At 70.3% G+C, this 24,527-nt stretch carries 19 protein-coding genes; 10 read left to right on the forward strand and 9 right to left on the reverse strand.

What is annotated here, in order from left to right; all coding sequences use genetic code 11:
• The first annotated feature begins 36 nt into the window (after nt 1-36).
• Nucleotides 37-1,212 carry a crosslink repair DNA glycosylase YcaQ family protein gene (locus tag AB0D45_RS01800; protein ID WP_362454843.1) on the forward strand — a complete coding sequence of 392 codons (1,176 nt, stop codon included), beginning with the start codon at nt 37-39 and terminating at the stop codon, nt 1,210-1,212.
• A gap of 35 nt (nt 1,213-1,247) precedes the next feature.
• On the opposite strand, the gene AB0D45_RS01805 is transcribed toward AB0D45_RS01800, so the two are convergent.
• Together AB0D45_RS01805 and dnaB are read right to left on the reverse strand one after the other, a co-directional pair.
• Nucleotides 1,248-2,633 carry a serine hydrolase domain-containing protein gene (locus AB0D45_RS01805; protein ID WP_362454844.1) on the reverse strand — a complete coding sequence of 462 codons (1,386 nt, stop codon included), beginning with the start codon at nt 2,631-2,633 and terminating at the stop codon, nt 1,248-1,250.
• 9 nt (nt 2,634-2,642) lie between these two features.
• The gene (dnaB, locus tag AB0D45_RS01810; RefSeq protein ID WP_361595876.1) at nt 2,643-4,106 is read right to left on the reverse strand and encodes a replicative DNA helicase; all 1,464 of its coding nucleotides are present in this window, start codon (nt 4,104-4,106) and stop codon (nt 2,643-2,645) included.
• 452 nt (nt 4,107-4,558) lie between these two features.
• Between dnaB and AB0D45_RS01815 the strand changes: the two genes are divergently transcribed.
• The gene (locus tag AB0D45_RS01815; protein ID WP_362454845.1) at nt 4,559-5,896 is read left to right on the forward strand and encodes an MATE family efflux transporter; all 1,338 of its coding nucleotides are present in this window, start codon (nt 4,559-4,561) and stop codon (nt 5,894-5,896) included.
• Nucleotides 5,897-6,049: 153 nt separating this feature from the next.
• Here the strand turns inward: AB0D45_RS01815 and rplI are convergent, their stop codons facing one another.
• The 4 genes from rplI to rpsF form a co-directional block, all read right to left on the reverse strand.
• Nucleotides 6,050-6,496, reverse strand: coding sequence for a 50S ribosomal protein L9 (rplI, locus tag AB0D45_RS01820; RefSeq protein WP_125594108.1), 447 nt, complete (start codon nt 6,494-6,496; stop codon nt 6,050-6,052).
• 18 nt (nt 6,497-6,514) lie between these two features.
• Nucleotides 6,515-6,751, reverse strand: coding sequence for a 30S ribosomal protein S18 (rpsR, locus tag AB0D45_RS01825; protein ID WP_005315025.1), 237 nt, complete (start codon nt 6,749-6,751; stop codon nt 6,515-6,517).
• Nucleotides 6,752-6,793: 42 nt separating this feature from the next.
• Nucleotides 6,794-7,381: a single-stranded DNA-binding protein gene (locus AB0D45_RS01830; protein WP_362454846.1), complete on the reverse strand. Its 588-nt coding sequence runs from the start codon at nt 7,379-7,381 to the stop codon at nt 6,794-6,796.
• A gap of 72 nt (nt 7,382-7,453) precedes the next feature.
• Entirely contained in the window at nt 7,454-7,744 is a 291-nt protein-coding gene (rpsF, locus tag AB0D45_RS01835; protein ID WP_004950685.1) for a 30S ribosomal protein S6, read from the reverse strand.
• Nucleotides 7,745-7,995: 251 nt separating this feature from the next.
• Between rpsF and AB0D45_RS01840 the strand changes: the two genes are divergently transcribed.
• The 3 genes from AB0D45_RS01840 to AB0D45_RS01850 all read left to right on the forward strand — a co-directional run bounded on the left by AB0D45_RS01840 (nt 7,996) and on the right by AB0D45_RS01850 (nt 10,635).
• Nucleotides 7,996-8,319 carry a hypothetical protein gene (locus AB0D45_RS01840; RefSeq protein ID WP_361595674.1) on the forward strand — a complete coding sequence of 108 codons (324 nt, stop codon included), beginning with the start codon at nt 7,996-7,998 and terminating at the stop codon, nt 8,317-8,319.
• Between the two features lie 131 nt (nt 8,320-8,450).
• Nucleotides 8,451-9,569: a peptidoglycan bridge formation glycyltransferase FemA/FemB family protein gene (locus AB0D45_RS01845; RefSeq protein ID WP_361595677.1), complete on the forward strand. Its 1,119-nt coding sequence runs from the start codon at nt 8,451-8,453 to the stop codon at nt 9,567-9,569.
• A 34-nt stretch (nt 9,570-9,603) separates the two neighbouring features.
• Entirely contained in the window at nt 9,604-10,635 is a 1,032-nt protein-coding gene (locus tag AB0D45_RS01850) for an alanine racemase (RefSeq protein ID WP_361595680.1), read from the forward strand.
• Nucleotides 10,636-10,664: 29 nt separating this feature from the next.
• Here the strand turns inward: AB0D45_RS01850 and AB0D45_RS01855 are convergent, their stop codons facing one another.
• Nucleotides 10,665-12,149 (reverse strand): glycosyltransferase 87 family protein, encoded by a 1,485-nt coding sequence (locus AB0D45_RS01855; protein ID WP_362454847.1) that lies wholly within the window; start codon nt 12,147-12,149, stop codon nt 10,665-10,667.
• An 86-nt stretch (nt 12,150-12,235) separates the two neighbouring features.
• Complete coding sequence (locus tag AB0D45_RS01860; RefSeq protein WP_362454848.1) at nt 12,236-14,827, reverse strand: transglycosylase domain-containing protein; 2,592 nt, start codon at nt 14,825-14,827, stop codon at nt 12,236-12,238.
• Nucleotides 14,828-15,099: 272 nt separating this feature from the next.
• Here AB0D45_RS01860 and AB0D45_RS01865 point away from each other — a divergent pair, with 272 nt between their 5' ends.
• The 3 genes from AB0D45_RS01865 to AB0D45_RS01875 all read left to right on the forward strand — a co-directional run bounded on the left by AB0D45_RS01865 (nt 15,100) and on the right by AB0D45_RS01875 (nt 18,228).
• Nucleotides 15,100-15,702, forward strand: coding sequence for a helix-turn-helix transcriptional regulator (locus tag AB0D45_RS01865; RefSeq protein ID WP_361595689.1), 603 nt, complete (start codon nt 15,100-15,102; stop codon nt 15,700-15,702).
• 50 nt (nt 15,703-15,752) lie between these two features.
• Nucleotides 15,753-16,835, forward strand: a complete 1,083-nt coding sequence (locus AB0D45_RS01870) for an inositol-3-phosphate synthase (protein ID WP_361595692.1) — start codon at nt 15,753-15,755, stop codon at nt 16,833-16,835.
• A gap of 103 nt (nt 16,836-16,938) precedes the next feature.
• Nucleotides 16,939-18,228, forward strand: coding sequence for an MFS transporter (locus tag AB0D45_RS01875; protein ID WP_362454849.1), 1,290 nt, complete (start codon nt 16,939-16,941; stop codon nt 18,226-18,228).
• 98 nt (nt 18,229-18,326) lie between these two features.
• On the opposite strand, the gene AB0D45_RS01880 is transcribed toward AB0D45_RS01875, so the two are convergent.
• Nucleotides 18,327-19,778 (reverse strand): CCA tRNA nucleotidyltransferase, encoded by a 1,452-nt coding sequence (locus tag AB0D45_RS01880; protein ID WP_362454850.1) that lies wholly within the window; start codon nt 19,776-19,778, stop codon nt 18,327-18,329.
• A gap of 185 nt (nt 19,779-19,963) precedes the next feature.
• On the opposite strand from AB0D45_RS01880, the gene AB0D45_RS01885 reads away from it, so the two are divergent.
• Nucleotides 19,964-22,222 (forward strand): DUF6049 family protein, encoded by a 2,259-nt coding sequence (locus AB0D45_RS01885; RefSeq protein ID WP_361595701.1) that lies wholly within the window; start codon nt 19,964-19,966, stop codon nt 22,220-22,222.
• Between the two features lie 46 nt (nt 22,223-22,268).
• The gene (gene murJ, locus AB0D45_RS01890; protein ID WP_361595704.1) at nt 22,269-24,449 is read left to right on the forward strand and encodes a murein biosynthesis integral membrane protein MurJ; all 2,181 of its coding nucleotides are present in this window, start codon (nt 22,269-22,271) and stop codon (nt 24,447-24,449) included.
• The last annotated feature ends 78 nt before the right edge of the window (nt 24,450-24,527 follow it).

Here is a 24,527-nt window from a genome sequence, read left to right on the forward strand (position 1 = left end):
GGGCCGCCGTCGGCGGCCCGGCCTACGATCGGGAGGATGAGCCCCAGCCTTCCCCTGGTCACCACGGCCGAGCGCCGCCACCGGCTCGGCCGGCGGCACCGTCTGGCTCCCTCCGCCCGCGCCGCCACCGTGAGCGAGGCCGCGGACGCCGTCGTCGCCCTCCACGCCACGGACGCCGCGACGCTCTACCTGTCCGTCCGTGCCCGGCTGGCCGAGGGCGGGCCCGCCACGATCGAACAGGCCCTGTACGAGGACGTCAGCGTCGTCCGCATGCTCAGCATGCGCAACACCCTCTTCGCCGTCTCCGCCGGCCTCGCTCCGTACGTGGACGCGTCCACCGCCCGGAGCATCGCGGTGAAGGAGCGCCGGACCTTCCTGAAGCACCTCGCCGAGGACGGCCGGGGTCTCGACGCCGACTGGCTGGCGCACGCGGAGGCCGCCGCCCTGGAGGCGCTCGACTCCCGGGGTGCCTTGACGGGCAGCCAGCTCTCCGCTGCGGTACCGGCCCTGCGGCAGAAGATCACCATCGGCCGCGGCAAGACGTACGAGACCGAGACCGGCGTCGCCACCCGCGTCATCCGTCTCCTAGCCGCCGACGGCCGGATCCGGCGGGGCCGGCCGCGGGGTTCGTGGACCTCCAGCCAGTTCCGGTGGGTGCACACGCAGCCCTGGCCTCCGGTGCCCGCTGCCGAGGCACGCGCCGAGCTGGCCCGCCGCTGGCTGCTCGCGTACGGCCCGGCCACCGAGGCCGACCTCAAGTGGTGGACGGGGTGGAACCTCACCGACGTGCGCAAGGCCCTGGTGGCCGTGGGGCCCGAGCAGGTCCGCCTCGACGGTGGCGCAACGGCGCTCGTCTGCCCCGGGGACACCGGGCCCGAGCCGGCCGTGGAACCCTGGGCCGCACTGCTGCCCGGACTCGACCCCAGCGCCATGGGCTGGGCCGACCGGGGATTCCACCTCGACCCCGCCCACCGCCCGGCCCTGTTCGACTACGCGGGCAACATCGGGCCGACCGTGTGGTGGAACGGCGAGATCATCGGCGGCTGGGCCCAGCGCCCCGACGGCGAGATCGTCTGGCGGCTGCTGGGCAGTCCGGGCCGGGCCGCCGAGGAGGCGGTCGCCGCGGAGGCCGCCCGGCTGGCCGACTGGGTGGGGGCCGCCCGGATCACGCCCCGCTTCCGCACTCCGCTGGAGCGGGAACTCGTCGCCTGAGCCGGGCACGAGCCCCCGGCCCCCGGCCCGCGGTGTCAGCCGATGCCCCGCCAGCCCTGCGGATCCACGCCGCCGGGGACGGGGGCCGCGGGGTCGTAGGGTTCGCGCGTGAAGACGAACGAGGCGAGGTCGAGGTGGCTCACGGAGCCGTCCTCCCGCCGCACCGCCCGCAGCGTCTCCCCGGCGTAATAGCCCGTCAGGCCGGTCCAGGTGCCGTCCGCTTCGGCGCGGAAGCGGGCCGGCCGGCCAGTGGCGCCCACCGGGCTCAGCTCCAGCGATCCGTCGGCGTTCAGCCGCACGACCTGGGCCGACGTCCCCCAGTACCAGGGGCCGCACAGCTCCAGGGGCACCTGGTCGCCCTCCTTGAACGGCTGCCACGGCTCGGGGATGCGCGGCTCCGCGTCCGCCACGATCGCCACGAGGTCGGCGGCCACCGTCGACGGCGGCAGACCCGAGGTGCAGTTGGCCAGCACGACCGCCGCCACGTCGTCGGCCTCGCTGAACCACAGGCCGGCGACGAAGCCGGGCAGCGAGCCGCCGTGCCCGGCGAGCCGGCGCCCGCCCTGGTCCGCCAGCTGAAGGCCCAGCCCGTACCCGAGCTCGGCGAGCCCCGGCTCCGGGGGCGACGCCGCCGTACGCATCTCCCGTACGCTCGCGGCGCTCAGTACGCGCTCGTCACCGCGCATCAGCAGCCGGGCGAACCGGGCGAGGTCGCCGGTCGTCGACCACAGCTGACCGGCTGCGGCCATCAGCCCCAGGTCCTCGGACGGCTCGGGCATCATCACGTCCGCCCAGGGGTGCACCGCCCAGCCCCCCGCGTGCGGGGCCTGCGGAAGGCCGCTCGTACGCTTCAGCCCCAGCGGCTCCAGCACCTCGGCGCACAGCACCTCCTCCCACGGCTTGCCGCGCAGCGCCTCGACGAGCGAACCCAGCAGGGTGTAGCCGGGGTTGGAGTAGTGGTGCCGGGTCCCGGGAACGTGCCTGAACGGCTCCTCCCCGAGCACGTCGGCGAGCTCCGGCCGCAGTACGGCCGGCGAGCGCTCCCACCACGCGCCGGGCGTCTCCGCCGCGAGTCCCGCGGTGTGGGCCAGCAGCTGGCCGATGGTCACGTCGTCCGCTCCGCTGCCCGGGAGGTGCTTGCCCAGCGGGTCCGACAGCTGGAGGAGGCCCTCGTCCCGCAGTCGCATCACCAGGACGGCCGTGAAGGTCTTGGTGATCGATCCGATCCGGTACTGCACGTCGCCGTCCGGCCCGTGGCCCTCGACGCAGGTCCGGGAACCCTCCCAGACCACCTCGCCGCCCCGTACGACTGCCGCCACCAGCGAAGGGGACCGCCCCTCGCGCTGTGCGACGGCGATCCGGTGCCTCAGGGCGCGCCGGGTGGCAGGGAGCAGTTCCAGGTCTTCAGAGAGGGCATCCATGATCGGATGCTACGTGTTGGCCATGTCCACGAACCGCGAATAATGGCCCTGGAAAGCCACGGTGATGGTGGCCGTGGGGCCGTTTCGGTGCTTGGCGACGATCAGGTCCGCCTCGCCCGCGCGGGGCGACTCCTTCTCGTACGCGTCCTCTCGGTGCAGCAGGATCACCATGTCGGCGTCCTGCTCGATCGAGCCGGACTCGCGCAGGTCGGAGACCATCGGCTTCTTGTCGGTGCGCTGCTCGGGACCACGGTTCAGCTGGGAGAGCGCGATCACCGGCACCTCCAGCTCCTTGGCCAGCAGCTTGAGGTTTCGGGACATGTCCGAGACCTCCTGCTGACGGCTCTCGGGACGGCGCGAGCCACCCGACTGCATCAGCTGGAGGTAGTCGATGACGACGAGCGAGAGGTCGTTGCGCTGCTTGAGCCGGCGGCACTTGGCCCGGATCTCCATCATCGACAGGTTGGGGGAGTCGTCGATGTAGAGCGGGGCTGCGGAGACGTCCGGCATCCGGCGGGCGAGGCGGGTCCAGTCGTCGTCGGTCATCGTGCCCGAGCGCATGTGGTGCAGCGCCACCCGGGCCTCGGCCGACAGCAGGCGCATCGCGATCTCGTTGCGGCCCATTTCGAGGGAGAAGATGACGCTGGGCAGATTGCTCTTGATGGAGCACGCGCGGGCGAAGTCCAGCGCGAGCGTCGACTTTCCCATGGCGGGTCGCGCGGCGATGACGATCATCTGGCCCGGGTGCAGGCCGTTGGTCAGCGAGTCGAGGTCGGTGAACCCGGTCGGCACCCCCGACATCTGGCCGGAGCGCGATCCGATCGCCTCGATCTCGTCGAGTGCGCCCTCCATGATGTCGCCGAGCGGCAGGTAGTCCTCGGACGTGCGCTGCTCGGTGACGGCGTAGATCTCGGCCTGGGCGCTGTTGACGATCTCGTCGACGTCCCCGTCGGCCGCGTACCCCATCTGTGTGATCTTCGTACCGGCCGCCACGAGGCGGCGCAGTACGGCCCTCTCGTGGACGATCTCCGCGTAGTACTCGGCGTTGGCCGCGGTCGGGACGGACTGCACCAGGGTGTGCAGGTACGAGGCACCGCCGACCTTGCCGATCTCACCGCGGCGGGTCAGCTCGGCGCCGACCGTGATCGGGTCGGCGGGCTCGCCCTTCGCGTACAGGTCGAGGATGGCCTGGTAGATCGTCTCGTGCGAGGGCCGGTAGAAGTCGTGGCCCTTGAGGACCTCGACCACGTCGGCGATGGCGTCCTTGGACAGCAGCATGCCGCCGAGCACGGACTGCTCGGCGTCCAGGTCCTGCGGCGGGACGCGCTCGAAGCCGCCTCCTCCGCCGTCCCAGGAACCGCCCTCGCGGCCCCGGTCCTGCTGGTCGTCGCCGCGGCCGCGGCCTTCGCCACCCCGGCGCGAGCGGGTGGGGAGACGGTCGCCGGGACCGCTGTCGGCCCAGGGGTCGTCCATGGGCTCGGGCATGCTCACCGGGCCGCCTCCTCCCGTCCGCAGCGCGGACCTCGCCGTGGCAGTCTTTCTACGACACGGCTCTGACATTCGGGACACCCGGACCGGCTCTGAGCGCGTCGGGCAACGCCCAACGGTAGGGCCGCGAGCGGCGACAGCCAATCTTGTTATCCACAGGCTGTGTGGATGAGATGTGGACGACGGACCCAATGCTGTGGGTAAGTCGCCCGAAGCTGTGCACAGACCGGGGGACGACGCTGTGGACAAAATCACCCACCCCACCCCTACACCGCGACTGACCTGCGCTTTCTCCCAGGGAGGGCGAGGGTGGGGAAAAATCTTGGCCACCGTCTCAAGATCGTCCCCGACGGGCCGGAAAGAACGCCCAAGTCAGAAGCTTGGTAATGACCCAAGGACCCTTGTGTCCATTACCTGTGGAAGATTAGATTGGGCGCATGACACAGGCCCCCACAGCCGCGAAGGCCACACCGAAACGGCACGACCGCGAGATACTCGCGCTCGCCGTGCCCGCCTTCGGCGCCCTCGTCGCCGAGCCCCTCTTCGTGATGGCCGACAGTGCCATCGTGGGCCACCTCGGCACCCCGCAGCTGGCCGGCCTGGGCGTCGCGGCGGCCCTGCTCACCACCGCCGTGAGCGTCTTCGTCTTCCTCGCCTACGCCACCACCGCGGCCGTGGCCCGGCGCGTGGGAGCGGGCGACCTCCAGGCCGCCATCCGGCAGGGCATGGACGGCATCTGGCTCGCCCTGCTGCTCGGCACGGCGGTCGTGCTCGCCGTCCTGCTCACCGCGCCGTGGCTGGTCTCCCTCTTCGGCGCTTCGGACACCGTCGCGCCGTATGCAGAAACGTATCTTCGGATCTCCGCCCTCGGCATACCCGCGATGCTCGTGGTCCTGGCCGCCACCGGCGTCCTGCGCGGCCTCCAGGACACCCGCACGCCGCTCTACGTGGCCGTGGGCGGTTTCGCCCTCAACGGCGCCCTGAACGTGGCCCTGGTCTACGGCGCCGGTCTCGGCATCGCCGGATCCGCCTGGGGCACGGTCATCGCCCAGTGCGCCATGGCCGGGGTGTACCTCGTCACGGTCGTCCGCGGCGCCCGGCGCCACGGCGCCTCGCTGCGGCCCGACGCGGCCGGCATACGGGCCTGCGCCCAGGCCGGGGTGCCGCTGCTGGTCCGCACCCTGTCCCTGCGCGCCATCCTGATGATCGCGACGGCCGTGGCGGCCCGGCTGGGGGACGCCGACATCGCCGCCCACCAGATCCTGCTGTCCCTCTGGAGCCTGCTCGCCTTCGCGCTGGACGCCATCGCCATCGCGGGCCAGGCCATCATCGGCCGCTACCTGGGCGCCGGGGACACCGAGGGAGCGAAGGCCGTCTGCCGCCGCATGGTGCTCTGGGGGATCGTCTCGGGCGTCGTGCTGGGCCTGCTGGTCGTCCTGGCCCGCCCCGTGTTCATCCCGCTGTTCACCGGCGATCCCGTGGTCGAGGACGCCCTGCTGCCCGCCCTGCTGGTGGTGGCCCTGAGCCAGCCGGTCTGCGGAGTGGTGTTCGTGCTGGACGGGGTGCTGATGGGTGCCGGCGACGGCCGCTACCTCGCCTGGGCGATGCTGGTGACCCTGGCGGTCTTCGCGCCGGCCGCGCTCCTGGTTCCCGCCCTCGGCGGCGGCCTGACGACGCTCTGGTGGGCCATGACGCTGATGATGCTGGTCCGGATGGCCACCCTCCAGCTCCGTGCCCGCTCCGGCCGGTGGCTGGTCGCCGGGGCCACTCGTTGACCACGCTGATGTTTCACGTGAAACACGACCGCTGTGGGGCCATGTTTCACGTGAAACGACGAAAGCCGTGTTTCACGTGAAACGACGAACCATGTTTCACGTGAAACGACGAAGGGCCGCACCCCGGAGGGTGCGGCCCTTCATGCGCTGCCCTTAGGCGGCGACGACCTCGATGCCCACGTTCGCGACGACCTCGGCGTGCAGACGCACGGAGACCTGGTACGAACCGAGGGTCTTGATCGGGGAGCCCAGCTCCACGCGGCGCTTGTCGACCTTCGGGCCACCGGAAGCCTCGACCGCGGAAGCGATGTCGGCCGGAGTGACGGAACCGAAGAGACGACCGGCGTCACCCGCGCGGGTGGCCAGACGGACCTTCACGCCCTCGAGCTTGGCCTTGACCTCGTTGGCCTGCTCGATGGTCGCGATCTCGTGGATCTTGCGGGCGCGGCGGATCTGCGCCACGTCCTTCTCGCCACCCTTGGTCCAGCGGATCGCGAAACCACGCGGGACCAGGTAGTTGCGAGCGTAACCGTCCTTGACGTCGACGACATCGCCGGCGGTGCCGAGGCCAGAGACCTCGTGGGTCAGGATGATCTTCATTAGTCGGTCACCCTTTCCTTATCGCGCGGTGGACGTGTAGGGCAGCAGCGCCATCTCACGGCTGTTCTTGACGGCCGTGGCGACGTCACGCTGGTGCTGCGTGCAGTTGCCGGTAACGCGGCGGGCACGGATCTTGCCGCGGTCGGAAATGAACTTCCGCAGCATGTTCGTGTCCTTGTAGTCCACGTACGCGGTCTTGTCCTTGCAGAACGCGCAGACCTTCTTCTTAGGCTTGCGCACAGGCGGCTTCGCCATTGTGTCTCTCCTGTGTGATCAAGAAGTTTGGATGCGAGCGCCCTAGAAGGGCGGCTCGTCCGAGTAGCCACCGCCGGAGCCGCCGGAGCTTCCGCCCCAGCCGCCCCCGCCGCCCTGCTGCTGGCCGCCGGCCGGCGCGCTGGACGCCCACGGGTCGTCGGAGGGAGCTCCGCCGCCCTGGGGCGCACCGCTGGGGGCTCCGCCCCAGCTGCCGCCGCCCTGCTGCTGACCGCCACCGCCGCCGTATCCACCCTGGCCACCGCGACCGGTGGTCTTGGCGACCTTGGCCGTGGCGTTCTTCAGGCTGGGGCCGACTTCCTCGACGTCCAGCTCGTAGACCGTGCGCTTGACACCCTCACGGTCCTCGTACGACCGCTGCTTCAGCCGGCCCTGCACGATGACGCGCATGCCCCGCTGAAGGGACTCGGCGACGTTCTCCGCCGCCTGACGCCAGACCGAGCAGGTCAGGAACAGGCCTTCGCCGTCCTTCCACTCATTGGTCTGCTTGTCGAAGATGCGGGGAGTGGACGCGACACGGAACTTCGCGACCGCCGCACCCGAGGGGGTGAAGCGCAGCTCGGGGTCGTCGACGAGATTGCCGACGACCGTGATGACGGTCTCGCCTGCCATGGATGAACCTCTCGGCGGGGATTGCTGCTGGGCTGCTGTGCTACTCGATCCCGATTACCGCTGAACCGGGGTTCAGTGGGTCTCGGGGCGAAGGACCTTGGTCCGGAGAACCGACTCGTTCAGGTTCATCTGGCGGTCGAGCTCCTTGACGACCGCAGGCTCGGCCTGAAGGTCGATGACCGAGTAGATGCCCTCGGGCTTCTTCTTGATCTCGTAAGCGAGACGACGACGGCCCCAGGTGTCGACCTTTTCGACCTTTCCGTTGCCCTCACGGACGACGGAGAGGAAGTTCTCGATCAGCGGGGAGACAGCGCGCTCCTCGAGATCGGGGTCGAGGATGACCATCACTTCGTAGTGACGCATGTGGAACCCACCTCCTTTGGACTCAGCGGCCACGGTCGTTCCGTGGCAGGAGGGTCGTGATGCGTGCCGCACGGCGACTGAGAGCAGACACCGCGCAGACCGTACAGACTACCTGCTCGACTCCTTCCGGTTGAAATCCGGCGGGAGGAGGCCACAATCTGTAGGCACCGGGTGTGCTCGGTGCTATGCCTCCCGCCCAGGCGGGAGGCGGCCGCGCGCGCCGTTCTGCGTCAGCCAGGAGGTGCCTTCCGATGGCACAGGCCATGCATCGCCAGTCCTCGCCCCCGCCGATCTCGCTCCTCTCCACCGACGGCAAGCCGCATCCGCTCCAGGACACCCTGATGGCGGTCACCCTGGTCCTCGGCGCCGTGGCGTTCGTCACTGCGTTCTTCCACCATCTGCACCTGCTCAGCTCGTGGGCCGGGCTGATCGGGATCGGGACCGGGCTGTACGGACAGTTCATCTCCGCCACCACCCGCGAGCGCTTCGCGCTGATCATCGGCCTTGGCGCGTCTGCCATCGGCTTCTTCCTCGGAATGGCGCACGGCGGTCTCTTCGGCGGCTGGTTCGGCTGACCGGGGGACCTCCGCGGCGGGGCGCCGGCCTCACTCCGGCCCGGGCACCGGCCCGACCCCCAGATGGGTGGCGCCCCCGTCGCAGTAGGCTTCGCGCCATAGCAGCGAAGCCGCCCGAGGAGACACCCCGCATGAGCCTGTCCCTGAGCACCATCAGCCGAGAGCAGCATCTGGCGTACCTCCAGAGCCTGCCCTCGGCTAGCCACTGCCAGGTCCCGGCATGGGCCGACGTCAAGAACGAGTGGCGCTCGGAGAACCTCGGATGGTTCGACAAGTCCGGTCAACTCGTCGGTGCCGCGCTCGTGTTGTACCGCCAGCTGCCCAAGGTGAAGCGGTACCTCGCGTACCTCCCCGAGGGCCCGGTCATCAACTGGTACGCCCCCAACCTGGAGGAATGGCTCCAGCCGATGCTGGCCCACCTCAAGCAGCAGGGCGCCTTCACGGTGAAGATGGGCCCGCCCGTCGTCATCCGCCGCTGGAACTCCGCCGCCATCAAGGCCGGCATCCAGGACCCCGAGGTCAAGCGCCTGCGCGACGTCGAGGCCACGCACATCGAGCCCCGCGCCTTCGAGGTGTCCGACAAGCTGCGCCGGATGGGCTGGCAGCAGGGTGAGGACGGCGGTGCGGGGTTCGGCGACGTCCAGCCCCGCTACGTGTTCCAGGTCCCGCTGGCCAACCGCTCCCTGGACGACGTCCTCAAGGGCTTCAACCAGCTGTGGCGCCGCAACATCAAGAAGGCCGAGAAGGCCGGCGTCGAGGTCGTCCAGGGCGGCTACGACGACCTGCCCACCTGGCAGTACCTGTACGAGATCACGGCCGAGCGCGACAAGTTCCGCCCGCGTCCGCTCAGTTACTTCCAGCGCCAGTGGACGGCCCTCAACTCCGAGGACCCCAACCGGATGCGGCTGTACATCGCCACGCACGAGGGGGAGCCGCTGGCCGCCGCCACGATGCTCACCGTCGGCCAGCACGTCTGGTACTCGTACGGCGCCTCCGCGAACCACAAGCGCGAGGTGCGGCCCTCGAACGCGATGCAGTGGCGCATGCTGCGCGATTCGTACGCGCTCGGTGCCAGCGTCTACGACCTGCGCGGCATCTCTGACACGCTGGACGAGAACGACCACCTGTTCGGCCTGATCCAGTTCAAGGTCGGTACGGGCGGCGAGGCCGTCGAGTACGTCGGCGAGTGGGACTTCCCGCTCAACAAGGTGCTGCACAAGGCGCTCGACATCTACATGTCGCGCCGCTGACCCAGCTGTATTTCGAGAGAGGTTCCGGACGGGCATGGCGCTCACGCTCTACGTCGACACCGCGCGCTGGCGTGCGCACCAGAAGCAGATCACGGACCAGTTCCCCGGTCTGATCCCGGTCTGCAAGGGCAACGGCTACGGCTTCGGCCACGAGCGGCTGTGCGAGGAGGCGACCCGGATGGGCGCCGACATCCTGGCCGTCGGCACCACCTACGAGGCCGCGAGCATCAAGGACTACTTCGGCGGCGACCTGCTCGTCCTCACCCCCTTCCGGCGGGGTGAGGACCCGGTTCCGCTGCCGGACCGGGTGATCCGCTCGGTGTCCTCGGTGGACGGGGTGCGCGGGCTGGTCGGCGCCCGCGTGGTCATCGAGTGCATGAGCTCGATGCGCCGCCACGGCGTCTCCGAGCAGGACCTGGGCCTGCTCCAGTCCGCGATCGAAGACGTCCGGCTGGAGGGCTTCGCCCTGCACCTGCCGCTGGACCGCCCGGACGGCTCGGACGCCGTCGAGGAGGTCATCGGCTGGATGGACCGGCTGCGCGCGGCCCGGCTGCCGCTGCACACCATGTTCGTCAGCCACCTGCGGGCCGAGGAACTGGCGCGGCTCCAGCAGCAGTTCCCGCAGACCCGCTTCCGGGCCCGCATCGGCACGCGGCTGTGGCTGGGCGACCACGACGCGACCCAGTACCGGGGCTCGGTCCTGGACGTCACCCGGGTGGTCAAGGGGGACCGGTTCGGCTACCGGCAGCAGAAGGCCGCCTCCGACGGCTGGCTGGTCGTGGTCGCGGGCGGCACGTCGCACGGGGTGGGCCTGGAGGCCCCCAAGGCCCTGCACGGGGTGATGCCGCGCGCCAAGGGCGTGGCGCGGGCCGGTCTGGCCACCGTCAACCGGAACCTGTCGCCCTTCGTCTGGGCGGGCAAGCAGCGCTGGTTCGCCGAGCCCCCGCACATGCAGGTGTCGATCCTGTTCGTGCCCTCGGACGCCACCGAGCCGAGGGTCGGCGACGAGCTGGTGGCGCACCTGCGCCACACGACGACGCAGTTCGACCGGGTCCTCGACGCCTGATCCGCCCGCCGGCCGGGCCGCCCGCCCGGTCAGTCCCTGGGCTCCACGCCCCAGGCGACCCGCTGTCCCTCCGAAGGCGCCGCGTCATGCGGCGCCTTCGCCCGTTCCGACAGCGTGAACACGTCCTCGGCCCCGTCCAGGACGCCGCCGGAGGGGTCGTCCGAGCCGTCGCGGCGTACGACGTCGCGCTCGGGCAGCACGATGTCCCGTACGACGACGGCGCACAGGTACAGCGTGGCCAGCAGGTGGGCGGCGATGGCCAGCTGGTAGCCCTCCACGGGCAGCCCCTGGTGCTTGTCACCGCTGCTCGTGTAGGCCAGGTAGAACCAGATCCCGAGGTAGTACGCGATCTCGCCGGCCTGCCAGATCAGGAAGTCCCGCCAGCGGGGCCGGGCCAGCGCGGCGAGCGGGACGAGCCACAGCACGTACTGGGGCGAGTACACCTTGTTGGCCAGGATGAAGGCGGCGACGACCAGGAAGGCCAGCTGGGCGAAGCGCGGGCGCCTGGGCGCGGTCAGGGTGAGCAGGCCGATGCCGAGGCACAGGAGCAGGGTCAGCCCGGTCGCGTAGGTGTTGGCGTCCTCGAGCGGGTTGCCGGTGCGCTGGGAGATCAGCAGCCAGACGGAGCCGAAGTCGATGGGCCGCTCCTGGCTGAACTCGTAGAACCGCTTCCAGCCGTCCCAGGCGACGTACATGACGGGGCCGTTCACCAGCAGCCAGGAGGCGGCCGCGCCGAGGGCGGCGGCAGCGAACGCCCGCCACTTCCCGGCCCGCCAGCACAGCACGAACAGCACTCCGAGCAGGAGGACGGGATAGAGCTTGGCCGCGGTCGCCAGGCCGATGAAGACGCCGGCGAGCAGCGGGCGGCTGCGGGACCACATCAGCATCGCGACGGCGGCGAGCGCGACGGCCGGCAGGTCCCAGTTGATGGTCGCGTTGAGCGCGAAGGCGGGCGCCAGCGCGAGCAGCAGGGCGTCCCAGGGCCGGTGCCGGTGGGTGCGTGCGACGCAGACGGCGATGACCGCGGCGCAGACCATCAGCATGCCCGCGTTGACCATCCAGTACATCTGCTCGCGGTGCTGGACGGAGCCGGCGGTCGGCGTCATCCAGGAGGCGACCTGCATGAAGGCACCGGTGAGCACCGGGTACTCGAGGTACTGCATGCCGCCGTACTTCGGGTCGGTGGCGATGTCGGGGAAGCGGTCGAGGTAGGGCACGAGGCCGTCGGCGAAGCCGCGGGCGGAGTACAGGTGCGGGATGTCGGAGTAGCAGGCGTGGGTGTACTGCGAGGCCGCTCCCCGGAACCAGGCCCAGTCGTAGCAGGGCAGCTTCTGCGCCATGCCCAGCGCGAACATGCCGAGGGCCACGAGGACCACGACGCGGACGGGGCCCAGCCAGTGGCCGCCCAGCCGGGCGCGACGGCCGGCCGGTCCCCCGATGAGCTCGCTGCCGGCGGCGGCGACCTCGTCCTGCCGGGTGGGTGGTACGGGCCGGTCCTCGTGCACCTTGGTCATGGCGCCCATCCTGCCGTACCGGGCCGTACGCGCGGGAGGGCCGCCGCACGGTGTGCGACGGCCCTCCCGGGTCGGGCGGTTCGGGGTCAGCCGGAGGCGCCCATGATGCTTCCCCAGCTGGTCGAGCCTCCCGGCCGGCCGGGACGGGTGGTGGCGGACCGGGAGGGCTCGCCGGTGGTACCGCCATCGGGGAACCCGCCGGAGGTGGTGCCGCCGTCGGCTCCGCGGTTCGTACCGCCGGTGACCGAGGGGTCGCAGTTCAGGTTCCAGGGCCTGGGCTTGCAGGTCGGCTTGCCGTCGCCGGACGGCGACGGCGAGACCGACGGCGAGGTGCTGGGCGAGGGCGACGGCGCCGAGGTGGAGGGCGAGGGGACGGCCGAAGGGGTCGGCTGGGGCGCGCCGGCCGCGTCCGCGATGACGCCGATGTCCTCGGCCTCCGGGAAGTCCTTGACCGGGGTGCCCTTGAGCGCCTCGCGCATGTACTCGGTCCAGATGGCCGCCGGAATGTCACCACCGTGGATGGAGTCGACCCCGCCCACGTGGTTCATGGACATGAGCTCCTTGTTCTTGGAGGTCGGGTCGTTGCGGAAGAGGGTGACCGAGGTGGACAGCTCCGGGGTGTACCCGACGAACCAGGCCGACTTGTTCAGGTCGGTGGTGCCGGTCTTGCCCGCGGCGGGGCGGCCCAGCTTCTTCGCCTTGGTTCCGGTGCCGTTCTCGACGACGTTGCGCAGCACCTTGGTGATGTTGTCCGCGATGGAGTCGTCCATGGCGCGGGATTCCCTGGGCGGCGCGAAGCCGGGAATGTCCTTGCCGTCCTTGACGACCTTCGTCACCGAGAAGGGCTCCCGGTGGGTGCCGGAGGCGGCGAAGGTGGCGTAGGAGTCGGCCATGCGGATGGCGCTGGGCGTCGAGGTGCCGAGGGCGAAGGAGGCGTTGTTGTTCTTGTCCATCGACTCCTCCAGGATCCCGGTCGCCTTGGCGACCTCGCGGACCTTGCTGTGGCCGACGTCGAAGACGAGCTGGGCGAACGGGACGTTGATGGACTTCTCCATCGCCTCGTTGAGCGTCACGTAGCCGTAGGGGTACTCGCTCTCGTTCTTCTGCCGGAACGGCGTCCCGTCGTTGGCGAGCAGCGGCTTGCCCTCACGGTTGTTGATCACGGTGAGGTCGTCGGCGTTGTACTTGCTGTCGACCGAGATGCCCGCGCCCTTGGAGTTCTGCGTGCCGTACTGCATGGCGGCAGCGAGGACGTACGGCTTCCAGGTCGAGCCGACGGGGACGCCGGAGGTGTTGGCGTTGTTGGCGAAGTACTTGTGGTCCCAGCCGGGGCCGCCGTACAGGGCCACGATCGCCCCGGTCTTGACGTCCACGGAGGCGGCCCCGAACTGCACGAAGGTGTCGTACTGCGGGCGCTTCTTCTCGTCGAGGAAGTCGTTGCGGGTGTCCTCCACCGCCTTGACCAGGGCGTCCACCCTGGGCTTCTGGAAGGTGGTGGTGATCGTGTAGCCGCCGAGCGCCATCTTCTCGGCGGTGATGCCGGCGGTCTTCATGACGTACTGCTTGGCCACCTCGACGAGGTAGCCGGTCTGGCCGGACATGCCGCGGGCCTGCTCGGAGTCCACCCGCGCGGGGAACTCCTTGTACTTGTCCCGCTCGGACTGCGTCATGCGGCCCACCGCGACCTCGCGGTCGAGCACCCAGGCCCAGCGGAGCCGGGCGCGCTTCTCGTTGGCTTCCGGGGTGGCCGCGGGGCCGATGCCGCCGTCCGGGTTGTAGAGGTTGGGGCCCTTGAGCATGGAGGCGAGGAAGGCGCTCTGGGACGGGTCGAGGTCCTTGGCGTCCTTGCCGAAGTAGGCGCGGGCGGCGGCCTGGATGCCGTAGGCGTCCCGGCCGTAGTAGGCGGTGTTGAGGTAGCCCGCGAGGACGACGTCCTTCTCCTCGCTGACCCCCAGCTTGATCGCGATGAAGAGCTCGGTGACCTTGCGCTTGAGCGTCTGCTCGGAATCGAGGTACATGTTCTTGACGTACTGCTGGGTGATCGTGGAGCCACCCTGCGTCGAGCCGCCCGTGGCCATGTTCACCACGGCCCGCGCGATGCCCATCGGGTCGACGCCCTTGTCCGTTTCGAACGACTCGTTCTCCGCCGCGATCACGGCGTTCCGCATGGACAGGGGGATCTGGTCGATCGGGACGATCTGCCGGTTCGTGCTCCCGCCGGTGGCGACCATCTGGGTGCCGTCGGCCCACTGGAAGACGTTGTTCTGCGCCTTGGCCGCCTTGTTGGCGTCCGGCGTGTTCACACTGGCGATACCGATGCCGGCCCCGGCGAAGATGACCGCGAAGAAGCCGAGGAAGCTCCCGCCGACCAGCTTCCAGGACGGTACGAAGCGCTTCCAGCCCACCCTGCCCGCACGCGGGTAGTCGATGAGCCGGCTGCCTCCCTTCCCGCCCCCGCCGCCCTGCCCACCTGCGCGTCCGCGGCCGGCGGCACCCCGCGGGGCGGCGCGGCGGGCGTCGGCGCGGCTGCTGTGCTCCGCGTAGGGCCCGCCGGGCGGCGCGGCGGGGAGGTCACGGCCGGGACCGGCGCCCCGGCCGGGGCGCTGCGGTGCAGCCCGACGGGACGCGGCGCGGCCGCCACCCTGGGACTGCGGCGGTTTACGGCGGTGCTCGCTCATCGAACGACTACTCCTCGGGCAGGCGAGTGGCCTGGAAGCGGCAGGTGATTCCGGTTCCCCCCGGTTGTCCTGCAGCACAGACTACGCACGGCCAAAACCCAACCAGTGCCGAAGGTCACCCCAAATCAGGCAACTTGCGTCGTACGAATCGGTGATGTGACGCCGGTCACTACGCCACCGCTTGTCGCCTGGAGCAACGCGATCTATCGTCTGGATGTATCGGGCCGATACATCAGCCCGACATAAACTCCGGGGCAGAGAGGGGTAGGCGGATGAGCAGGCGCTCAGGCATCCTCGAGTTCGCCGTCCTCGGCCTGCTCCGTGAATCCCCCATGCACGGTTACGAGCTCCGCAAGCGGCTCAACACCTCGCTGGGAGTGTTCAGGGCGTTCAGCTACGGGACTCTCTACCCCTGCCTCAAGACTCTGGTCTCAAACGGCTGGTTGATCGAAGAACCGGGGAACGCCCCGGAAGACGCTCTCGCCGCTTCACTCGCAGGGCGCCGCGCCAAGATCGTCTACCGGTTGACGGCAGCAGGTAAGGAGCACTTCGAAGAGCTCCTGTCCCACACCGGCCCCGACACATGGGAGGACGAGTCCTTCGCCGCCCGCTTCGCCTTCTTCGGTCAGACCGAACGAGAGGTGCGGATGCGGGTACTGGAGGGCCGCCGAAGCCGGCTGGAGGAGCGCCTGGAGAAGATGCGCGCCTCGCTCGCCCGTACACGGGAGCGCCTGGACGACTACACGCTCGAGCTGCAGCGGCACGGAATGGAATCCGTCGAGCGTGAAGTGCGCTGGCTGAACGAGCTCATCGAGAGCGAGAGGGCGGGACGGGACCGGAGACGGTCCGGCCCGCCCGACGAAACTGCAAAGTGAGGCCTGTATCTCGCAGGCCTCGTTCCGAGAACAAACAGGGAGCAACCGGAATGGGTTCGGTTCGCGTAGCCATCGTCGGCGTGGGCAACTGCGCCGCCTCGCTGGTGCAGGGCGTCGAGTACTACAAGGACGCCGACCCGGCGGCCAAGGTCCCCGGTCTGATGCACGTCCAGTTCGGCGACTACCACGTGGGTGACGTCGAGTTCGTCGCCGCGTTCGACGTCGACGCGAAGAAGGTCGGCCTCGACCTTTCGGACGCCATCGGCGCCAGCGAGAACAACACCATCAAGATCTGCGACGTCCCGAACTCGGGCGTGACCGTCCAGCGCGGCCACACCCTGGACGGCCTGGGCAAGTACTACCGCATGACCATCGAGGAGTCCGCCGAGGCTCCGGTCGACGTGGTCCAGGTCCTCAAGGACCGCCAGGTCGACGTTCTCGTCTGCTACCTTCCGGTCGGCTCCGAAGAGGCGGCGAAGTTCTACGCCCAGTGCGCCATCGACGCCAAGGTCGCCTTCGTCAACGCCCTCCCGGTCTTCATCGCCGGCACCAAGGAGTGGGCCGACAAGTTCACCGAGGCCGGTGTCCCGATCGTCGGTGACGACATCAAGTCCCAGGTCGGCGCCACCATCACGCACCGCGTGATGGCGAAGCTGTTCGAGGACCGCGGTGTCCGGCTCGAGCGCACCATGCAGCTCAACGTCGGCGGCAACATGGACTTCAAGAACATGCTCGAGCGCGACCGTCTCGAGTCGAAGAAGATCTCCAAGACGCAGGCCGTCACCTCGCAGATCCCCGACCGTGAGCTCGGCGAGAAGAACGTCCACATCGGCCCGTCCGACTACGTCGCGTGGCTCGACGACCGCAAGTGGGCCTACGTCCGCCTTGAGGGCCGCGCCTTCGGCGACGTCCCGCTGAACCTCGAGTACAAGCTCGAGGTGTGGGACTCCCCGAACTCCGCCGGTGTCATCATCGACGCGCTGCGTGCCGCGAAGATCGCCAAGGACCGCGGCATCGGCGGCCCGATCCTGTCGGCGTCCAGCTACTTCATGAAGTCCCCGCCGGTCCAGTACTTCGACGACGAGGCCTACGCCAACGTCGAGAAGTTCATCAAGGGCGAGGTCGAGCGCTAGTCGCACCCCGGGGTCTGCGGACACCTGGTCTTCGACCGCTCTTCCACCGAGGGTCCCCGGACAATGTGTCCGGGGACCCTCGGTGTGTGTGACCCTTGCCCTCATGCCTGTCGTAGGTGATCTGCGCGTACTCCTGCGCCTGAGGGACTTCCGCAACCTGCTCGCCGTGAGGCTGCTCTCCCAGGCCGCCGACGGCGTCTACCAGGTCGCGCTCGCCACCTTCGTGGTCTTCTCCCCCGAGAAGCAGACCTCGCCCGCGGCCATCGCCTCGGCCATGGCGGTACTGCTGCTGCCCTATTCGGCGATCGGCCCCTTCGCCGGGGTGCTGCTGGACCGGTGGCGCCGGCGCCAGGTCTTCCTCTACGGCAACCTGCTGCGGGCCTTCCTCGCCTGCGTGACCGGCCTGCTGATCGTCGTGCAGGTCCCCGACTGGCTCTTCTACGCCTCGGCCCTGTCCGTGACCGCCGTCAACCGCTTCGTCCTGGCCGGGCTGGCCGCGTCCCTGCCCCATGTCGTCCGCTCCGACCAGCTGGTCACCGCCAACGCCCTCTCGCCCACCGCCGGAACGCTCGCGGCCGTCGCCGGGGGAGGCCTGGCCTTCCTGGTCCGTCTGCTGGCCTCGGGGTCCAACGCCCTCGTCGTGCTGCTCGGCGCCGCCCTCTACCTGTGCGCGGCCCTGGCCGCGCTGCGCCTGGCCGTCGGGCTCCTCGGCCCCGACCACCGGGAGGGGCCGGCCCATCCTTCGGTCGGCGAGGGGATCGTCCTCACCGTGCGGGGCATGGCGGAAGGCCTGCGGCACCTGGCCGGCCGGCGGGAGGCCGCACGGGCGCTGACCGCGATGACCCTGATGCGGTTCTGCTACGGGGCCCTGACCGTGATGCTGCTGATGCTCTGCCGCTACTCCTGGTCCGACAACGAGTCCGACGGGCTGGCCCTGCTGGGGATCGCCGTGGGGGTGTCCGGAGCCGGGTTCTTCGCGGCCGCCCTCGTCACCCCGTGGCTGGTGCACCGGCTCGGCCCCTTGGGCTGGATCACCGCCTGCTCGGCGGGCGCGGCCGGGCTGGTGCCCGCGCTCGGCCTGTTCTTCGCGCCCGGGCCCATGCTCGTCGCCGCCTTCGTGCTCGGCCTCGCCACCCAGGGGGCCAAGATCTCCACGGACACGGTCCTCCAGTCACGGGTGGCGGACGAGTTCCGGGGGCGGGTCTTCTCCGTCTACGACGTGCTCTTCAACATCGCCTTCGTCGGAGCGGCCGCGGTGGCGTCCCTCATGCTCCCCACCGACGGCCGGTCCGTCGCCCTGCTCCTCGGCGTGGCCCTGCTCTACGCGGCCACGGCCGGTTTCCTTCGGGGCCGGCGCCGGGGCGGTGTTTCACGTGAAACATCGCCCTCGTGAAACACCGCGTCCTCTAGGACCCCGGCCCGGCGGAAAGCAGCACATCCTGCAGGGGGCATCGATGTTTCACGTGAAACACCGGTGCGGTGGGCCCCGCGTCAGGCCTGGGGGGCCTGGTCGGCCCACCACTCCTTGAGGGCCGCCACCGCCGCGTCGTGGCCCATCGGGCCGTGCTCCAGCCTCAGCTCCAGCAGGAAGGCGTAAGCCTTGCCCACCGCCGGGCCCGGCCCGATCCCCAGGATCTGCTGGATCTCGTTCCCGTTGAGGTCGGGACGGATCGCATCCAGCTCCTCCTGCTCCTGGAGCTGCGCGATCCGCGCCTCCAGGCCGTCATAGGTACGGGAGAGCGCGCTGGCCTTGCGCTTGTTGCGCGTGGTGCAGTCCGACCGGGTCAGCTTGTGCAGCCGGTCCAGCAGCGGTCCCGCGTCGCGGACGTAGCGGCGCACCGCCGAGTCGGTCCACTCCCCGTCCCCGTACCCGTGGAAGCGCAGGTGCAGCTCCACCAGCCGGGACACGTCCTTGACCATGTCGTTGGAGTACTTCAGCGCCGTCATGCGCTTCTTGGTCATCTTCGCCCCGACCACCTCGTGGTGGTGGAAGGAGACGCGGCCGTCGCTCTCGAAGCGGCGCGTGCGGGGCTTGCCGATGTCGTGCAGCAGGGCAGCGAGGCGGAGCACCAGGTCGGGGCCGTCCTCCTCCAGGTCGATCGCCTGCTCCAGAACGATCAGCGAGTGGTCGTAGACGTCCTTGTGCCGGTGGTGCTCGTCCCGCTCCAGGCGCAGGGCCGGCAGCTCGGGCAGCACCCGGTCGGCCAGACCGGTGTCCACGAGCAGCCCCAGCCCCTTGCGGGGGTGCGCCGAGAGCAGCAGCTTGTTCAGCTCGCCCTGGACGCGCTCGGCCGAGACGATCCCGATCCGGTCGGACATCGCCTTCATGGCCGACACGACCTCGGGAGCGACCTCGAAGTCCAGCTGAGCGGCGAACCGGGCGGCGCGCAGCATGCGCAGCGGATCGTCCGAGAAAGAGTCCTCCGGCGTGCCGGGCGTGCGCAGCACGCCGGCGGCCAGGTCCTCCAGCCCGCCGTGCGGGTCGACGAACTCCTGCTCCGGGAGCGCGAGGGCCATGGCGTTGACCGTGAAGTCCCGTCGGACCAGGTCCTCCTCGATGGAGTCGCCATAGGAGACCTCGGGCTTGCGCGAGGTGCGGTCGTACGCCTCGGAGCGGTACGTGGTCACCTCGATCTGGAACCCGTCGCGCTGCGCCCCGACGGTGCCGAAGGCGATGCCGACGTCCCAGAGAGAGTCGGCCCACGGCCGCATGATCTTCAGCACGGCCTCGGGACGCGCGTCGGTGGTGAAGTCGAGATCGTTGCCGAGACGCCCGAGCAGCGCGTCGCGGACGGACCCGCCGACCAGGGCGAGGCGGAAGCCCGCCTCCTGGAACCGGCGGCCGAGCTCGTCGGCGACAGGAGCGACCCGCAGCAGTTCACTGACCGCGCGGCGCTGCACCTGACTCAGGGCACTGGGGTTGTCTTCATTGGCGTTCGGCACAACAGAAAAGGGTACGTGGCCCGCCCGGCGCGGGCTCCCCCGTTTCACGGGCACCCCGCCGTCGGCGGCGACGAAGCGGAACCGATCATGTGGAGCAAGGCGCGGCACTCGCACACAGCGCCTCTCGTTACCATGCGTGGACGCAGAACCGACGACCACTGACACTTCGAGGGACGGGCGAACGCGTGGCCGAGGCGGCAGACAACCAGGGGACGGCCCCCGTCCCTGCCCGGCGCCGCTGGCTGCGGCGGGCAGTCGTCCTGCTCGGCGGGACGCCGGTGCTGGCCGCCCTGGTGTACGCCCCCGCCCCCGCCGCACAGGCCGCCGAGGCACCGGTCGACGTCCAGCTGACCGAGGTGACGCCGAACGCTCCGGTGAAGAGCGACACGCTCACCATCTCCGGCACCGTGGTCAACAACGGCTCGGAGACGATCAGGAACGCCCACGTCGGACTGCGGGTCGGGCCCCGGCTGGGAGACCGGTCGGCGATCGGCGAGGTCGCGGACCGCAAGGGCTTCCGGCCCGGCGTGGACCCGGGGGAGATCGACTCGGCCTTCGCCGTGAAGATCGACTCACTGACCTCCAAGGTCGGCCGGCAGTTCACGATCAAGGTGCCGGTCAACAAGCTCGAGCTGGGGGCGGACGGGGTCTACCAGCTCGGCGTCTCCCTGTCCGGGTCGACCGAGAGCCGCCCGAACGAGCAGGTCCTGGGCATCCAGCGGACCTTCCTGCCCTGGCAGCCGGACCCCGCCGCCAAGCGGTCGTCCCTCACCTACGTGTGGCCGCTGATCTCCACCACGCACGTCACGGCGGAAACCGGCTCGGACGAACTCCAGACGCCCGTCTTCCTCGACGAATCCCTCGCCGACGAGCTCCGCCCGGGCGGCCGCCTGGAGCGGATGGTCGCGCTGGGCAAGGACCTGCCCGTCACCTGGGTCATCGACCCCGACCTGCTCACCACGGTCGACGCCATGACCAAGGGCTACCGGGTCCGCAGCTCCGACCCGGACGGGAAGCCCGTACAGGGCAGGAACAAGGCCGTCGCCGAGCAGTGGCTCAGCGCGCTGGAGACCGCCGTCCAGGGCAAGAAGGTCGTCGCACTGCCCTTCGCCGACCCGGACATCGCCTCCCTGGCCCATCGCGGCAAGGACGTCTCGGGCACCCTGGGCCAGCTGCGGCCCGCCACCGACAAGGCGAAGCAGGCCGTCGAGACGGTGCTGCACGTCACCCCGTCCACCGACTTCTCCTGGCCGGTGGACGGCGCGATCGACCCCTCGATCGTCAACGTCGCCACGTCGGCCGGTGCGCACAACGTCCTGACCCGCAGCGACAGCCTCCAGGAGACCGGCGCCCTCGGCTACAGCCCGACGGCTGCCCGTCCGATCGGCGCCGGTGCCACCGCCGTGGTGGCCGACGCCGACCTCTCCACCGCCTTCGAGGGCGACATGACCGCCGCCGGGAACTCCACGCTCGCCGTGCAGCGGTTCCTGGCCCACAGCCTCGCCCTGAACCTGCACAACAGCGACGAGCCGCGCAGCTACGTGGTCACGCCCCAGCGCAGGCCGTCGGCCAGCCAGGCCGACACGATGGCCACCGCCCTGCGCGGGCTCCAGGCCGCCCGCTGGACGCAGCCCTCCGACCTGGAGGCGGCGGCCGCGGCAAAGCCCGACCCCGGCGCCGCGACCCAGGTCCCCGGCGCGGGCCTGTACCCGGAGGCCCTGAGCAAGCAGGAACTGCCGGTCTCCGCGTTCGAGGGGATCCGCACCACGCAGAACACCCTCGACCACTTCAAGGTCATCCTCTCGGCACCGGACCGCGTCGAGATCCCCTTCGGCAACACCACGAACCGGGAGATGTCCACCACCTGGCGCGGCCGCCCCGAGGAGGCCGCCCGGTACCGGGACCAGGTCCAGGACTACCTGATCGGGCTGACCGACAAGGTCAAGGTCATCCCCAAGTCAGACGCCACCCTGTCCGGCCACAGCGCGACCATTCCGGTGAGCGTCCAGAACGGCCTCGTCCAGGACGTCCACAACCTCGTGCTGCGCGTGAAGTCCGCCAACCCGACCCGTCTGATGTTCGGCGAAGGCGAGCAGGAAGTCACCGTTCAGGGCGGGCACAGCCAGACGGTAAAGTTCACCGCCAACGCCACCGCGAGTGGTCCGGTCGAGGTCACGGTGCGCCTGTACACCAAGGACGGCGTGCCGTACGGCAAGGAACGCACGTTCACTGTCGAGGCCACCGAGATCACCCCCACCGTCATGCTCGTCATCGCCGGCGGTGTGCTCCTCCTCGTCCTGGCGGGCATCAAGATGTACGCCAGCCGCAAGCGCGTCGCCGCGCGCGCGGCCGCAGAGGAGAGCACGCAGCCGAGTGACGGGACCACGGACACCGGACCGCAAAGCACCGAGGGTTCCGGCACGGGTGAGACAGTGGACCGTTGAGCGATGCCGTGGCCGGTCGGCCTGGGGACGATGAGGTGGGGTTGCGATGAACGCGCCGTACGACGGTGACCGCGCGCAGGGCACTGGTGGGCCGATGCCCTCCCAGGGCACTGCCCCGGGCGCTCCGGTGCCCGGACAGGTTCCGGCGCCCGCGCCCGCGCCGGACCACGACCCGTACGTCCAGGACGCCTACGACTACGACCCCTACCGGTCGCAGGACCTGTCGGCCCAGGACCCCGTGGCCGAGGCCCTCTACGACCGGGCCTCCCACCCCCCGCCGCCGCCGGGCACCTACCAGGAGCCCGGCCCGCTCTACGCGGCCCCCCAGTCGTCCTCGCACGGTCCCGACCCGCGCGTGTGGGCCCAGACCCCGCCGCCCGAGCCGGACGGCCCCTCCCGCCACCTGCCCTACGGCGACCGCGCGGCGACGACGCAGTTCGTCGGGGTGGACTCGCTCGTGACCCGGGCCGCAGAGGAGGAGGAGCCCGCGTCGGACGCCTTCACGCACCTCTACCGCGACCAGCAGGCCGCTCCCGGCGCTCCTGCCGAAGACGCCCCCGTCGCCGCCCCGGCACCGGCCAAGCCCGCGGGCAAGGCCGCCAGCCTGATGAAGTCGAGCGCCCTGATGGCGGCCGGCACGATCGTCTCCCGCATCACCGGCTTCGCCCGCACCCTGGTGATCGCGGGCGCCATCGGCGTCACCACCCTCAACGACTCCTACCAGGTCGCCAACACCCTGCCGACGATGATCTACGTCCTGGTCGGCGGCGGCGCCCTCAACGCGGTCTTCATCCCGCAGCTCGTGCGCGCCATGAAGAACGACGACGACGGCGGCGAGGCCTACGCGAACCGCCTCCTCACCCTCGTGGTGGTCCTGCTCGGCGCCGTCACCACCATCTGCGTCCTCGCGGCCCCGCTGTTCATCGGGATGATGTCCCAGAAGATCGCCGGCGATCCGCAGCGGCTCGAGGTCGCGGTCGCCTTCGCCCACTACTGCCTGCCCACCATGTTCTTCATGGGCGTGCACGTGGTCCTCGGTCAGATCCTCAACGCCCGCGGCCGGTTCGGGGCGATGATGTGGACCCCCGTCCTCAACAACATCGTCGTCATCACCACCTTCGCCGCCTTCATCTGGGCGTTCGGCGGCTTCACCCTCACCGGTGTCTCCGAGTCGACCATCACCCCCGAGGGCGTCCGCCTGCTGGGCATCGGCACCCTGCTCGGCCTCGTCGTCCAGTCCCTGGCGATGCTGCCCTACCTGCGCGACGCGGGCTTCAAGATGCGCCTGCGCTTCGACTGGAAGGGCCACGGCCTGGGCAAGGCCGCCGGACTGGCCAAGTGGACCTTCTTCTTCGTCCTCGCCAACCAGCTCGGCCTCGTCGTCGTGACCCAGCTCGCCACCTGGGCCGGCGAGATCGCCGACAAGCAGGGCCACGGCGGTACCGGCATCACCGGCTACAACTACGCCCTGCTGCTCTGGCAGATGCCGCAGGCCATCATCACCGTCTCCGTCATGACGGCCGTCCTGCCCCGTATTTCCCGCTCCGCCCACGACGGGGACGCCGCCGCCGTCCGCGATGACATCTCCTACGGCCTGCGCACCTCGGCCGTGGCGATCGTCCCCTGCGCCTTCGCCTTCCTCGCGCTGGGCGTACCGATGTCGACGCTGCTCTACGCCAGCACCGGCGCCGACGACGCCACCAACATCGGCTTCATCCTGATGGCCTTCGGCCTCGGCCTGATCCCGTACTCCGTCCAGTACGTGGTCCTGCGCGGCTTCTACGCCTACGAGGACACCCGCACCCCCTTCTACAACACCGTCATCGTGGCCGCCGTCAACGCCGGCGTGTCCGCCCTGGCCTTCTTCGTCCTTCCGGCGCGCTGGGCCGTCGTCGGCATGGCCGCCGCCTACGGCCTCGGCTACGCCGTGGGCGTCGGCGTGGCCTGGCGCCGCCTGAAGGCCCGCCTCGGCGGGGACCTCGACGGCGCGCACGTGATGCGCACCTACACCCGCCTGATCGGCGCCTGCGTCCCGGCTGCCGCCGTGGGCGGTGCCGCTGCCTACGGCGTGACGCGGTGGCTGGGGAACGGAGCACTCGGTTCCCTCGCCGCTCTGGTCGCGGGTGCCATCGTCCTCGGCGCCGTGTTCCTCCTCGCCGCCAAGCGGATGCGGATCGAGGAGCTCAATTCCATGGTCGGAATGGTCCGCGGACGTCTGGGGCGCTGATGCGCACAACCGTCACCCCCCTTCGTGTGTCGTGCATAGCACCGGACTGTGGGCACAATTGGCATGGCTTCGCAGACT

The organism is Streptomyces sp. NPDC048352 (assembly GCF_040651895.1).
Classification (GTDB): Bacteria; Actinomycetota; Actinomycetes; order Streptomycetales; family Streptomycetaceae; genus Streptomyces.